The sequence below is a fragment of the Salinicola halophilus genome, assembly GCF_003206155.1.
Classification (GTDB): Bacteria; Pseudomonadota; Gammaproteobacteria; order Pseudomonadales; family Halomonadaceae; genus Salinicola; species Salinicola halophilus.
Genome location: NZ_PZJV01000006.1, coordinates 166,071 through 179,853, shown reverse-complemented (window position 1 = coordinate 179,853; position 13,783 = coordinate 166,071). Strand labels below are relative to the sequence as shown.

Below are 13,783 nucleotides of genomic sequence, written 5' to 3'. Positions count from 1 at the left end.
TCCGTGAGCGTTCGCGTTCACCACCCTCAGCGCCTCTCGATCAGCACGTTGCCGGTCATCTCTTCGGGCGACTCGAGATGCATCATGTGCAAAAGCGTCGGCGCGAGATCGCACAGTCGGCCGTCGGCCTTGAGCTTCACCCCACCTTCGCGGGCACTCGCGTCCTGGCAGACGTAGACCAGCGGCACCAGGAAAGTGGTGTGCGCGGTATGCGGGTTGCCGGTCTCGGGGTTGACCATCTGTTCGGCGTTGCCGTGGTCGGCGGTGACCAGGCACTCGCCGCCGGCGCGCTGAATCGCCTCGACCACGCGGCCGAGACAGACATCGACGGCTTCGATCGCTTGGGTGGCGGCGGCGAGATCACCGGTGTGGCCGACCATGTCGCCGTTGGCGTAGTTGCAGACGATGAGGTCGAACTTGCCGGCGTCGATCGCCTCGACCAGCGTGTCGGTGAGTTCGAACGCGCTCATCTCCGGCTTCTCGTCGTAGGTCCTGACGTCCTTCGGCGACGGAATCAGTGCCCGCTCCTCGCCGTCGAACTCGCTCTCTCGCCCGCCGGAGAAGAAGAAGGTGACGTGGGCGTACTTCTCGGTCTCGGCGATGCGCAGCTGGGTCCGGCCGTGACTCTCGACGACTTCGCCGAGGGTGTTGACCAGATCCTTCGGCGGGAAGGCGACCGAGGCGTCGATGTCGTCGGCGTAGTGGGTGAGGGTGACCAGACCGTCGCTAGCGAGGTTCAGGCGCTCGCCGCGGTCGAAGCCGTCGAAGTCGGCGTTGACGAAGGCGCGGGTCAGCTCGCGGGCGCGGTCGGCGCGAAAGTTGAGAAAGAGCGCGGCGTCGCCATCGCTCATGGCAAGCGTCTCGCCGTTCGGGCGCACGGCGGTGGCGGTGACGAACTCGTCGGTCTCGCCGCGTTCGTAGGCCGCCTCGAGCCCGGCCTCGGCGCTGTCGGCGACGTGTTCGCCTTCGCCGAAACGCACCACGCGATAGGCCTGCTCGACCCGGTCCCAGCGGTTGTCGCGATCCATGGCGAAATAGCGCCCGACCAGGGAGGCGACGAAACCGTTGTCGGCACCGACCAGGGCGGCGAGGCGCTTGTTGGCGCGGGCGATCGAGTCGCCGGCGCTCTTGGGCGCGGTGTCGCGGCCGTCGGTGAAGGCATGCAGATAGATGCGCTCGGCACCGCGGTTGGCGGCGAGCTCGGCGACCGCCAGCAGATGATCCTCGTGGCTGTGCACACCGCCCGCCGAGAGCAGCCCCATCAGATGCACGGCACGCCCGTTGGCGACCGCGTCGTCGATGGGCTGAGTCAGGGCGGTAATGCTGTCGAGTTCGCGTTCGGCGATCGCCTTGGTGATACGGGTGAAGTCCTGATAGACGATGCGCCCGGCGCCGATGTTCATGTGGCCGACTTCCGAGTTGCCCATCTGGCCGTCGGGCAGGCCGACGTAGGGGCCGTCGGTGTGGATCAGCGTATGCGGGAACGCTTGCTTGAGCCGATCCATGACCGGCGTGTCGGCGTTGGCGACGGCGTTGTTGGCGCTGTCGTCGTTCTGACCGTAGCCGTCGAGAATCAGAAGCGCGACGGGGCGCGGCGTGGAAGTCTCTGCCATGACAAGCCTCGGTGAAGTCGGATGAACGAAAAGAGCGAGGGGCGAGCGCGAGGCCGTTGGCCCGGCATCGCCGAAAAGAGATCGGTGCGGGTGCCGCCACCTCCCAAGAGAATAGCGTAACCGCGGGGTCGGGTCAGCCGGCGCGCCTCGTTTCACGGCGTGCCTTGTGTATAATGGCCCGCGCCCGAAAACGGAGCCCGTTTGGCAGCGGAGCGAGGTTGTCGACGGCCCTGCGAGAGTGACTCGGCGAAAGCGCCGGCGGGGCGACAGCCCGCATGACGCAGAGGTATCGGAGTGCCGCGTCGAATCCGGCGCGTTAAGACCTTCGGCCTCTGATCCAGAACCCCTTGGCCCGATTCAAAACGGGAGTGTCGGCAGATCCATGATCGATCAGTTGTTCGAATTCATCGAGAATCATCCGCTGCTGGTCAGCGCCTTTCTGCTCGTGCTGCTGGCGTGGCTGGCCTTCGAGGCCAAGCGTGGCGGTAGCGCCGGCGTCTCCACCACTGAAGCCACGACGCTGATCAATCGCGAGGACGGCCTGGTCGTCGATATTCGCGAAAGCAGTGAGTTCAAGGCGGGCCATATCGCCGGGGCCAAGAACGTGCCGCAGTCGCGCCTGAAGGAGCGTCTGCCTCAGCTCGAGAAGCACAAGGAGAGCCCGGTGATCGTCGTCTGCAAGCAGGGCCAGAATGCCGGCGCCGCCGTCACCGAACTGAGCGAGGCGGGCTTCTCCCGCGTCTACAAGCTCAAGGGCGGCATGGCGCAGTGGCAGGCCGACAACCTGCCGGTGGTCAAGCGCTAGCCCCCGTAGCACCCTCGGATTCGCAATCGCCGGCGCGACGCCGCGTCCGGCAGGCAATGCTCAGCACGCAGAGGAAACGCAACATGGCGGAAGAGAACAATCAAGCCAACGCGCAGCAAGACACTCAGCAGAACGACCAGCAGAAGCCGCAGCTTCAGTTTTCGCTGCAGCGTGTCTACGTCAAGGACATCTCCTTCGAGTCGCCCAACGCCCCGAGCGTGTTTCAGCAGCCGTTCAAGCCCAAGGTCAGTCTCGATCTCGACACCACCAGCGAGCCGGTCGGCGAGAATCTCTACGAAGTCGTGGTGAAGGTGACCGCCCAGGTCTCCAACAACGAAGACGACACCACGGCGTTTCTCGCCGAAGTGGAGCAGGCGGGTCTGTTCCGTATTTCCGGTATCGTCGGCGATCAGCTCGACCACACCCTCGGCGCCTTCTGCCCCAACGTGCTCTTTCCCTACGCGCGTGAGTGCATCGACAGCCTCGTCGGTCGCGGCAGTTTCCCGCCGCTGATGCTGGCACCGGTCAACTTCGAGGCGATGTACGCTCAGAAGAAGCAGCGCGCCGCCCAGGCCAACGGAACCGCCGAATAAGCGGCGACACCGCCGCCCCGATCAGGGAGCTTTCGCGATGGCGAACCCCCGTATCCACGTCGCCGCCGGCCTTGAGGTCGGCGGCGACGTCGTTCTACCCGACGGCGCGGCGCGCCACGTCGGCGCCGTGCTGCGGCTCAAGGAGGGGGCTTCGCTCCGGCTCTTCGACGGCGCGGGTCGAGAGGCGACGGCGACGCTCGTCGAAGTGGGCCGCAAACGCGTCGTCGCGCGTATCGAGACGGTCACGGCAGGCAGCGGCGAGTCGCCGCTGGCGGTCCATCTGGGCCAGGCGATCTCCAAGGGCGATCGCATGGATTACGCCATCCAGAAGGCGGTGGAGCTCGGGGTCGCGGCGATCACGCCGCTCTACGTCGAGCACGGCGACGTGCGCCTCAAGGGCGAGCGCGAGGCGAAGAAGCTCGCCCACTGGCAGGGCGTGGCAGTGAGCGCCTGCGAGCAGTGCGGTCGCGCCACGGTACCGCCGGTGCACCCGCCGCAGCCACTTTCGACGTGGCTCGCCGCCCGCGGGGAGACACTGCGACTGGTACTGCACCCCGCCACCGACGAACGCTGGCGAGAGCAGGAAGCGATAGAGAGTGCCGCCCTGCTGATCGGTCCGGAGGGTGGCCTGAGTGCGGCCGAGGTCGATCAGGCCCGCGCCGCCGAGTTTCTGCCGCTCACCCTCGGCCCGCGTGTTCTGCGCACCGAGACCGCACCCGTCGTGGCGCTTGCGCTGTTGCAGCATCATTTCGGCGATCTCTAGCCGCGTCGTGAGCTGATCGCCCTTCCGAGTGCCTCAGCTCGATCATGCAGACGAACGCGAACGCCCCGGCCATCATGGCCGGGGCGTTCGTGTTGGCGGGCGAGTCGCGCGCCGAAGGGCGCGTCGTTATCGACTCAGGACTTCTCGGCGATCGCCTTTTCCCGGGCGATACGCGCCTGCTCTTCCGGGTAGGTGGGGAAGTCGACGTAGCCGCGAGCGTCGCCGCCGTAGAAGGTGGTCGGGTCGAAATCCGCCAGCGGCCAGTCGTTCTGCATCCGCTCGACCAGGTCCGGGTTGGAGGTATACAGGCGACCGAACACCGGCAGGTCGATGGTGCCCTCGTCGACGAGCTTCTGCGCCTCGGCCTGGTCCAGGTTGCCCGCGAGCAGCAGATTGCCCTGGTAGACGTCGCGGAACTGACGCAGGTACTCCCGCGGCATCGGCGGCATGCCCTGTCCGCCCTGATCGTGCAGGTGGACGTAGGCGAGGCCGCGCTTGTTGAACTCGCGCGCCAGGTAGAGATAGGTCTCGCCGTTGTCGTCGTACTCCGGCATGTCGAACAGGGTGCCGAAGGGCGACAGCCGAACGCCGACGCGGTGTGCGCCGATCAGCTTGCTCGCCTCGTCGACCGCTTCCAGCAGCAGCCGGCAGCGATTCTCCCGCGAGCCACCGTAGGCGTCGTCACGGTCGTTGACGTGGGGGTTCAAGAACTGCTCGAACAGGTAGCCGTTGGCTCCGTGCACCTCGACGCCGTCGAAGCCGGCTTCCCGCGAATTGACTGCCGCCTGGCCGAAGTCGCGCACGATCTCGCGCACCTCGGAGGTCTCGAGCCGGCGCGGCTGGCTCGCGGCGAGCATGTCGGGAACGCCATCCTCGTTGTAGCCGAACGCCATGCCGCCCTGCTGTTCGCTGGGGCCGACCGGGCGTTCACCGGCGACCTGGATCGTGGTGTGCGAGACGCGTCCCACGTGCCAGATCTGGGCGAAGAAGATGCCGCCGCGCTCGTGCACGGCCTTGGCGGCCTTGGCCCAGCCCGCGACCTGATCCGGACCGAAGATACCCGGGTTGTAGAGATACCCCTGACCCTGACGGGAGATCGGCGTGCCTTCGGAGATGATCAGCCCGGCAGAGGCGCGCTGACGGTAGTAGAGTGCGCCCATTTCGGTCGGGATGTCGTCGGGCGCGCGAGAACGGGTCATCGGCGCCATGACGATGCGATTGTCGAGGCGTGTGCCGTTGAGATCGAACGGTTCGAAAAGCGATGCCATATCGAGAATTCCTTCCAGGCTTGGCTGCCGGTATCGGCAATGTGACGAAAGTCTAGTCAACGATTAGCCGAGCAACCATCAACGTCCTCAAGCGTCTCGATAGGCGAAGACTATCCCCGATCGAAAGCCATTCATGATCGAAAGCCACCCCCGACCGAAGACTATCTCCGACAGAAGACTATCTCCGACAGAAGACTATCTCCGATCGGAGGCGAGGCATTCGCGCCCTCCGGGTGATCCCCAGCGTCGCGTCACACCACCGACGTCATGCCGCCATCGACCAGAATGTTCTGGCCGGAGACGAAGTCGGAGGCCCGCGAGCAGAGATAGATCAGCGTGCCCACCAGCTCCTCGACCTGGCCCCAGCGCGCCGCCGGCGTGCGCCGTTCGATCCAGGCGTTGAACGACTCGTCCTGCCATAGCGCGCGGTTCATGTCGGTCTGGAAATAACCCGGCGAGAGGCAGTTCACCTGAATGTTGTAGCGGGCCAGATCCGCCGCCATGCCCTGCGTCAGCATCGCAATACCGCCCTTGGAGGCGGCGTAGGGAGCGATCGTTTCCCGCGCCAGCCGCGACTGCACCGAGCCGAGATTGACGATCTTGCCGTGGCCGCGCTCGGCCATCTTCGGCGTCAGCGCTCGCGCCACGTAGAACGCGCTGGAGAGATTGGTGGCGATCACCGCATCCCAGTCCGCCGGATCGAACTCGGTGAAGGGCGCGCGCTTCTGCAATCCGGCGTTGTTGACCAGGATGTCCGGCACGCCCTGGCGCTCGACCAGCGCCTGGAGAGCCGCGGTGACCGCCTCGCTGTCGGTGACGTCGAACGCCACCGCGCTCACCGTGGCGCCGGTTCGTTCGCCGAGCTCGGTGGCCGCAGCCTCAACCGTTTCAAGGTCGCGCCCGTGGAGCACGACCCGCGCGCCGCGCTCGGCGAGACCCTGGGCCAGAGCGCTGCCGAGCCCCCGGGTGGAGCCGGTGACCAGCGCCAGGCGGTCTCGAATGTCGAAGAGATCGTGCATCGTGTCGCCTTTTCAGAGAGTGGATAACGCTTTGGATCAGAGAACGAGTGACGTTTCAGATCCGGGAATTGGCGGCGCGTCAGAAGAGTACGAAGACGAGATAGGCCATCGCAAAGCCGACCACCGACTCCAGTGCCTGCTGGACGGTCCAGGTCATCAGCGTCGTCTTCACGTCCATGCCGAGCAGACGGCCTACCAGCCAGAACCCGGAGTCGTTGACGTGCCCGGCAAAGACCGAGCCCGCGGCGGTGGCGAGCGTTACCGCCACGACTTGCATGGCGGAGAAGTCGCCCTGGGCCACGGCCGGGGCCATCAGGCTCGCGGCGGTGACCAGCGCCACCGTCGCCGAGCCCTGGGCGAGACGCAGCGCCACGGCGACCACATAGGCTGCGGCGATCACCGGCAGACCCAGATCGCTCATCGAATCCGATAGCGCCTCGCCGATGCCCGACGCCTGCAGCACGCCGCCGAACATGCCTCCGGCGCCGGTGATCAGCACCACCGAGCAGATCGGTCCGAGCGACGAGTCGACGATCTTCTCCAGCGCGCTGCCACGCTCGCCGCGGCGCCGCCCGAGCACGTAGATCGCCACCAGTACCGAGATGAGCAGCGCGATCGGGGTCTCGCCGAGGGCGGAGAGCAGCTGGAACCACGCCGTCTGGCTGTCGGCGACGCCGGCGGCGCGGGCGAAATCGAGCCCGGTATTGAGAAAGATCAGTGCCAGCGGCAGCAGCAGGAGCGCGATGACCGTGCCGACCCCGGGCGGGGTCTCCACGCTATCGTCGTCGCGCCCGCCGAAGAGGCTCGCCTCCAGCCGGAAATCGAAGCGGCGGGCGGCGAAGCGCCCCCACAGATAGCCCGAGAGATACCACATGGGCAGGGCGATGATCACACCGACCAGCAGCACCAGCCCGAGATTGGCGCCGTAGAACTCCGCGGCGCTCACCGGGCCGGGATGCGGCGGCACGAAGACGTGCATCACCGAGAACGCGGCCGCGGCGGGCAGTGCGTAGAGCAGTACCGGTCCGCCCAGGCGTCGCGCCACGGCGAAGATGATCGGCAGCATCACCACCAGCCCCGCGTCGAAGAAGATGGGAAAGCCCATCAGCAGCGAGGCGATGCCCAGCGCGAAAGGGGCGTGGGACTCGCCGAAGAGCGCCACCATCCGGTCGGCGAGCACCTGTGCCCCGCCGGAGTGCTCCACCAGCTTGCCGAGCATGGCGCCGAAGCCTACCAGCAGCGCCACCGAGCCGAGCGTGCCGGCGAAGCTCTCGGTGAGCACATCCACGATCGACCCGGCGGGGATGCCGGTGGCGAACGCCGTCAGCAGGCTCACCAGCACCAGCGTGGGAAAGGCGTGGAGGTGAAAGCGGATGATCAGTACCAGCAGCAGGGCGATGGCGGCGGCGGCGATACCCAGCAGCGGGCCGGTGGAGAGGGTCTGCGTCCATTCGTCCATGAAGATCGCTCCCGAAGAGTCATGGGGCGGCCGTGGGGCACGGGCCGGCGCTCGTTCCCGATAGCGCCCGTTCAAGGTTGCACGCCGCCGAACCGGGCGACATACGACATTGGTTTGGCGACTATCGATTGCCCCGTCAAAGCACGGCGGCATTTGAACAATCCCCAGCCGCGACCAACACTTGAGGCGGACTCACGCGCTCAGGAAGCCTTTCATGCATCGTCGAACCTTTTACCTCGCCGCCCCGGCCACGCTGGCGGCGATTCTCGTTCTCGGGGCGCTGTGGCACCCCTGGCTGTGGCTACTGCTGCTGTGGCTGCCGCTCGCCGTGGTGGGCTGGCGCGATCTCAGCTCGACGCAGAACGTGCTCTACAACTATCCGATCATCGGGCACCTGCGTTATCTGCTCGAGTTCATCCGCCCGGAGCTTCGCCAGTACTTCTTCGAGTCCGAGACCAGCGGACGGCCCTTCTCCCGCGAGCAGCGCAACCTCATCCAGGCCCGCGCCATCGGTGCCGGCGACACCTCGCCGTTCGGCACCGTGCGCGACGTCAGCGCGCCCGGCTACAACTTTTCCTGTCACTCGATCCAGCCGGGGGAGGTCCCCGAGAGCGAGCGCTGGATCACCATCGGCGGGTCGCAGTGCACGCGGCCCTACCGCTCCTCGCGGCTCAACATCTCGGCGATGAGCTTCGGCTCGCTCTCCGGCAATGCGGTGGAGGCGATGAATCTCGGCGCGCAGAAAGGCGGCTTCGCCCACGACACCGGCGAGGGCGCGATCAGCCGCTATCACGAGAAACACGGCGGCGACCTGATCTGGGAACTGGGCACGGCCTACTTCGGCTGCCGGCAGAAGAACGGACGCTTCGACGCTGATACCTTCAGGGAGAAGGCGCGTCGCGATCAGGTCAAGATGATCGAGATCAAGATCTCCCAGGGCGCCAAGCCCTCCCACGGCGGTCTGCTGCCGGGGAGCAAGGTCAATCAGGAGATCGCCGAGACCCGCCAGATCGACGCGGGCCAAGACTGCGCTTCGCCCGCCGCCCACCCGGAGTTCTCCACGCCGCGGGAACTGCTCGCCTTCGTCGCCCGGCTTCGCGAGCTCTCCGACGGCAAGCCGGTGGGGATCAAGCTGGCCCTCGGCATCCGGCGCGAGTTCCTGAGCATCTGCAAGGCGATGGTCGAGACCGGCACGCGGGTCGACTTCATCGTCATCGACGGCGCCGAGGGCGGTACCGGCGCCGCCCCGCAGGAGTTCTCCGACAGCCTCGGCGTGTTCATCGACGAGGCGCTGCCGTTCGTCGACAGCGCCCTGCGCGGCGCGGGCCTGCGCGACGAGATTCGTCTGGTCGCCAGCGGCAAGGTGGCGCTGGGCTACGACCTGGTGACCAAGGTCGCCCTCGGTGCGGATCTCTGTAACGCTGCCCGGCCGTTCATGTTCGCCGTCGGCTGCATTCAGGCGCGGCGCTGCCACACCAACCACTGCCCGACCGGCGTGGCAACGCAGGACCCCAAGCGCGCCCGCGCCATCGACGTGCCCGAGAAGGCGGAACGGGTCGCGCGCTATCACAAGGCGACCCTCGACGGTTTCGCCGAGCTGGTGGGGGCGATGGGGCTTTCGCGCTTCGACGCGCTGACGCCGGATCACATTCGCCACCGAACCGACTACGCGCCGGCGCAGGGACACAGCGCGTTCGAGTGGCCGCGTCTGGACGCCGGCCAGCTGCTCGGTGACGAGCTGCCGTCGGTGTGGCGCGACGCTTGGAAAGCGGCGGCCGTCGATCGCTTCTGACCCGCATCGTCGCGAGATTTCCCGTGCGCCACTTCATTCAGGAGAACCGCCATGTACCGCCTACCCGCTTTTTCGCTTCTGGCTCCTGCCGCCGAGGAGGGTGGCTCGACGGTCGCCGGCGATGACTACCGCTGGCTCGAGGCCGTCGACAGCGAGGCGGCGCTCGCCTGGGTCGAGACCCGTAACCTCGAGACCCGCGCTCGCTTCGAAGACGCCGACTTCCAAACGCTCGAGCGCGGTCTGCGAGAGATCTTCGATGCCGACGACCGCATCCCCTTCGCGGTCAAGCGCGGCGACTTCGCCTACAACTTCTGGCAGGACGCCGAGCATCCCCGCGGGCTGTGGCGACGCACACCCTGGGCCGAGTACCGTCAGGCCCGGCCCGCGTGGGAGGTGCTGATCGACGTCGACGCGCTGAACGCCGAGGAGGGCGAGAACTGGGTCTGGCATGGGGCGCGCTGTCTCGAACCCGCCGATCCCAACGCGCCGTGGGAGCGGGCGCTGGTCGCGCTCTCCCGCGGCGGGGCGGATGCCGACGTCACCCGAGAGTTCGACCTGACCACGGGCACTTTCGTTGTCGGTGGTTTCGAGCGCCCCGAGGCCAAGGGCGGGCTGGGCTGGATCGATCGCGATCGCGTCTACGTCTATTCCGACTTCGGCGACGGCTCGCTGACCGATTCCGGCTACCCCCGCGTGGTCAAACGCTGGCGGCGCGGCGAGCCGCTCGATGCCGCCGAGACCGTATTCGAGGCGGCGCCCTCGGATCTGATGGCGGTGGCGTTTCACGACGACACCCGCGGCTTCGAGCGCGACTTCATCCACCATGCCCTCGGTTTCTACGCGCAGCGGCTGATCGAGCTTGCGCCCGACGGTGAGCGATTCACCCTGGACCTGCCGCTCTCCGCCGAGGTGGACGTGCACCGCGAGTGGCTGCTGGTGCTGCTGCGCGAGCCGTGGAGCGGACCGTCGCCGGCCGGCGGGGCGAGCGACGAGTATCCCGCCGGGGCACTGCTGGCCATCGACTACGCCCGCTTCAAGGCCGGTGACCGGGACTTCCGAGTGCTCTTCACGCCCACCGCGCACCGCTCGTTGGAAGGGTTCGAGTGGACGCGCCATTTCCTGGTGCTCGACGTGCTCGAGGACGTCAAACACCGCTTCGAGCGGCTCGAGCCGTCTCAACAGGGCGAGTGGCCGCGTCAGGCGCTGAACGCGCTGCCCGAAACCGGCGACGTGGGGTTGGCGGCGATCGATCCCGATGCCAGCGACGAGGTGTTCGTCACGCTCACCGACTACCTGACGCCGACCACGCTCTCGCTGTGGGATCTGGCTGGCGACGCGCCGCCGCAGTCGCTCAAGCAGGCGCCGCAGTTTTTCGATGCCAACGGCATGCAGGTCGAGCAGCGCTTCGCCATCAGCGCCGACGGCACGCGCATCCCTTACTTTCTGGTGCTGCCCGACGGCCGCCAAGAGGTGGATGTTTCACATGAAACACGGCCAACGCTGCTCTACGGCTACGGCGGTTTCGAGATCTCGTTGACGCCGCACTACGCCGCGACGGCCGGGCGAAGCTGGCTCGCCCGCGGCGGTGCCTACGTGGTCGCCAACATTCGCGGCGGCGGCGAGTACGGCCCGCGCTGGCACCGGGCCGCGCTCAAGGAAAATCGCCACAAGGCGTTCGAGGACTTCGCCGCCGTGGCCGAAGCGCTGGTCGCCACTGGCGTCACCCGCGTCGATCAGCTGGGTATCCAGGGTGGCTCCAACGGCGGGCTGCTGGTGGGTAACATGATCACCCGCTACCCCAACCACTTCGCCGCCGCGGTCTGCGAAGTGCCGTTGCTGGACATGCAGCGCTATCACCGGCTGCTCGCCGGGGCCTCCTGGATGGCGGAGTACGGCGATCCGGACAGCGACGACTGGGAGAACTTCCTGCAGGATTATTCGCCCTACCACAACCTGCGCGACGACGTCGTCTACCCGGCCGTGCTCTTCACTACTTCGACGCGGGACGACCGCGTCCACCCCGGCCATGCGCGCAAGATGATGGCCAGGATGGAGGCGATGGGCGGCGACGTGCACTACTACGAAAACACCGAAGGCGGCCACGGCGGCGCGGCGGACAACGCGCAGCGCGCGCGCCTCGGTGCGCTGGCCTGGCGTTTTCTGTGGGATCGGCTGGGGGGCGTGAACGGTGACTGAAACGCGCAAGGGCGAGCACCATCTTGGTGCTCGCCGGTCGGCTGCGTCATACTCGCCGCCAACGTTTCTCTTCTCTCTTTGTGGATACTCGAACCGATGAGTCAGAACGCGATCAAGCTCGGCGTGGTGATGGATCCGATCAGCGATCTCGCCTACAAGAAGGACACCACACTGGCGCTCCTATGGGCGGCGAAGGCCAAGGGCTGGACGCTCTACTACCTCGAGCAGGAAGACCTCTATCTTTACGAGGGGCGAGCCATGGGCAGCGTGCGCGCGCTCGAGGTGCACCAGGACGCCAGCCACTGGTTCGACCTCGGCGAGCGCGAGGCGATGCCGCTTGCCGAGCTCGACGTGATCCTGATGCGCAAGGACCCGCCGGTAGACGAGCACTTTCTCAACGCGGTGCACCTGCTCGGGTTCGCCGAACGCGAAGGCACGCTGGTGGTCAACCCGACCCGGGCGCTGCTCGAATGCAACGAGAAACTCTTCGCCCAGCAGTTCGCCCACTGCATTCCGGCCACGGTGGTGTCTTGCAACGCGGCGGTGCTACGCGCGTTCCAGGCCGAACACGGCGACACCATCTTCAAGCCACTCGACGGCATGGGCGGCAGCGGCATCTTTCACATCGGCCCGGACGGGCGCAATCTGGGGTCGGTGATCGAGCAGCTCACCGAGCGGGGTCAGCGCCAGATCATGGCGCAGCGCTATCTGCCGGAGATCAAGGAAGGTGACACGCGCATTCTGCTGGTCGACGGCGAACCGATCCCCTTCGGTCTGGCGCGCATCCCGAGCGCCGGTGAAACCCGGGGCAATCTCGCCGCCGGCGGGCGCGGTGTCTCCCGCGCACTCACCGATCGCGACTACTGGCTGGTCGAGCAGGTCAAGCCGATGATTCGCGAGAAAGGGCTGATGTTCGTCGGCCTCGACGTGATCGGCGACTCCATTACCGAGATCAATGTCACCAGCCCCACCTGCGTGCGTGAGATCGACGATCAGCGCGGCACCGACATCGCCGGCAAACTGATGGCGGCGATCGAATCTCGCCTCGGCTGAGCCCGTCCTGCCGTCTGGCCCCCGCTGGCCGCCGGGTCATTCGCGCCCGGCCAAGCTGATACACTGCACGTCTCAAACGACGGACACCTCATTCGAACCGGCAGCGCTCGCTGCCGGGCGTCGCGACGCCCCAGGAGTCTCATGCAAAGTTCCATGCCAAGTTCGATGCAAAGCCTCAAGCATCAGTTTTTGATGGCGATGCCGCATCTGGAAGATCCCAACTTCGCCGGCACCCTCACCTATATTTGCGATTACGACGAAGACGGCACTCTCGGCGTGACCGTCAATCGCCCCTCGGACTTCACGCTTCAAGGGCTGTTCGAGCAGCTCGACATCGACTCCGAGCCCGGCGTGCACAACGAGGTGATCGTCTACAACGGCGGACCGACGCATCGCGATCGCGGTTTCATCCTGCACCGCGGCAACGCGGAGGACTGGGATTCGAGCATCCAGGTCGCCGACGGCATCGCCCTGACGACCTCGATGGACATGCTCCACGCCATCGCCAAGCGTCGCGGGCCGGATCACTACCTGGTCGCGCTGGGCTGCGCGAGCTGGAAGCTGGGTCAGCTCGAGGAGGAGCTCAAGCAGAACGCCTGGCTCACGGTCGAGGGCGAGGCCGGCATTCTCTTCGATCTTCCCGCCGAGCAGCGTCTGACCGCGGCCGCCGGCAGCCTCGGCGTGGATCTCAACCTCATGACGCGTGACGCCGGGCACGCCTGATGGCAACCCTGGGCGGCAAGGCCGATGCCGAGATCGGCCAGCGTCTGGTCATGGCGTTCGATTACGGCACGCGGCGCATCGGCGTGGCGGTAGGCAACGAGATGCTCGCCTCGGCGAGCGGGCTCGAACCGCTCACGGCTCGTGACGGCATTCCCGACTGGAAGGCGATCGAGCGGCTGCTGGCGGAGTGGGGGCCGGACCTGCTGATCGTCGGCCTGCCGATCCACGACGACGGCAGCGAGTCCGACATGAGCGTGCGGGCGCGCAAGTTCGGCAACCGTCTGCACGGCCGCTTCGGCAAGCCGGTGGAAATGTTCGACGAGCGCGGTACCACCCGCGCCGCCAAGGCGATCGCCAGAGCCGAGGGTCACCGCGGCAACTACCGTGACCGCGGCGTCGACGGCATCGCCGCCCAGCTGATTCTCGAGAACTGGTTCAGCCGGGACCTGCCCCACGATGCCCTGCGCGATCTGTCGCGCGGCCCGTGACATCGATCGAA

General features: G+C 66.9%; 12 protein-coding genes. 8 read left to right on the top strand and 4 right to left on the bottom strand.

Annotated features, from left to right (window positions below):
* Positions 1–26 precede the first annotated feature (26 nt).
* Positions 27–1,613, bottom strand: coding sequence for a 2,3-bisphosphoglycerate-independent phosphoglycerate mutase (gene gpmI / locus DOM33_RS12730; protein ID WP_110669550.1), 1,587 nt, complete (start codon positions 1,611–1,613; stop codon positions 27–29).
* Between the two features lie 382 nt (positions 1,614–1,995).
* Here gpmI and DOM33_RS12725 point away from each other — a divergent pair, with 382 nt between their 5' ends.
* The 3 genes from DOM33_RS12725 to DOM33_RS12715 all read left to right on the top strand — a co-directional run bounded on the left by DOM33_RS12725 (position 1,996) and on the right by DOM33_RS12715 (position 3,774).
* Entirely contained in the window at positions 1,996–2,418 is a 423-nt protein-coding gene (locus tag DOM33_RS12725; RefSeq protein WP_110669548.1) for a rhodanese-like domain-containing protein, read from the top strand.
* Positions 2,419–2,501: 83 nt separating this feature from the next.
* A complete protein-coding gene (gene secB, locus DOM33_RS12720) occupies positions 2,502–3,011 on the top strand; it encodes a protein-export chaperone SecB (RefSeq protein WP_110669545.1) in 510 nt (169 codons plus the stop codon).
* A 37-nt stretch (positions 3,012–3,048) separates the two neighbouring features.
* Positions 3,049–3,774 (top strand): 16S rRNA (uracil(1498)-N(3))-methyltransferase, encoded by a 726-nt coding sequence (locus tag DOM33_RS12715; RefSeq protein WP_110669543.1) that lies wholly within the window; start codon positions 3,049–3,051, stop codon positions 3,772–3,774.
* Positions 3,775–3,908: 134 nt separating this feature from the next.
* Here the strand turns inward: DOM33_RS12715 and DOM33_RS12710 are convergent, their stop codons facing one another.
* From DOM33_RS12710 to DOM33_RS12700, 3 genes are all read right to left on the bottom strand, one after another.
* On the bottom strand, positions 3,909–5,042 hold the full coding sequence (locus tag DOM33_RS12710; protein WP_110669541.1) for an alkene reductase: 1,134 nt from the start codon (positions 5,040–5,042) through the stop codon (positions 3,909–3,911).
* A 251-nt stretch (positions 5,043–5,293) separates the two neighbouring features.
* Entirely contained in the window at positions 5,294–6,061 is a 768-nt protein-coding gene (locus DOM33_RS12705; protein WP_110669538.1) for a glucose 1-dehydrogenase, read from the bottom strand.
* A 79-nt stretch (positions 6,062–6,140) separates the two neighbouring features.
* On the bottom strand, positions 6,141–7,520 hold the full coding sequence (locus DOM33_RS12700; RefSeq protein WP_110669537.1) for a GntP family permease: 1,380 nt from the start codon (positions 7,518–7,520) through the stop codon (positions 6,141–6,143).
* A 214-nt stretch (positions 7,521–7,734) separates the two neighbouring features.
* Here DOM33_RS12700 and DOM33_RS12695 point away from each other — a divergent pair, with 214 nt between their 5' ends.
* The 5 genes from DOM33_RS12695 (at position 7,735) to ruvX (ending at position 13,772) form a co-directional block, all read left to right on the top strand.
* The gene (locus tag DOM33_RS12695) at positions 7,735–9,312 is read left to right on the top strand and encodes an FMN-binding glutamate synthase family protein (protein WP_110669534.1); all 1,578 of its coding nucleotides are present in this window, start codon (positions 7,735–7,737) and stop codon (positions 9,310–9,312) included.
* A gap of 51 nt (positions 9,313–9,363) precedes the next feature.
* Positions 9,364–11,508: a prolyl oligopeptidase family serine peptidase gene (locus DOM33_RS12690; protein ID WP_110669533.1), complete on the top strand. Its 2,145-nt coding sequence runs from the start codon at positions 9,364–9,366 to the stop codon at positions 11,506–11,508.
* A 96-nt stretch (positions 11,509–11,604) separates the two neighbouring features.
* A complete protein-coding gene (gene gshB, locus DOM33_RS12685; protein WP_110669531.1) occupies positions 11,605–12,561 on the top strand; it encodes a glutathione synthase in 957 nt (318 codons plus the stop codon).
* Between the two features lie 165 nt (positions 12,562–12,726).
* On the top strand, positions 12,727–13,284 hold the full coding sequence (locus DOM33_RS12680; RefSeq protein WP_110669529.1) for a YqgE/AlgH family protein: 558 nt from the start codon (positions 12,727–12,729) through the stop codon (positions 13,282–13,284).
* Positions 13,284–13,772 carry a Holliday junction resolvase RuvX gene (gene ruvX, locus DOM33_RS12675; protein ID WP_110669528.1) on the top strand — a complete coding sequence of 163 codons (489 nt, stop codon included), beginning with the start codon at positions 13,284–13,286 and terminating at the stop codon, positions 13,770–13,772. The genes DOM33_RS12680 and ruvX overlap by 1 nt, the downstream gene beginning before the upstream one ends.
* The last annotated feature ends 11 nt before the right edge of the window (positions 13,773–13,783 follow it).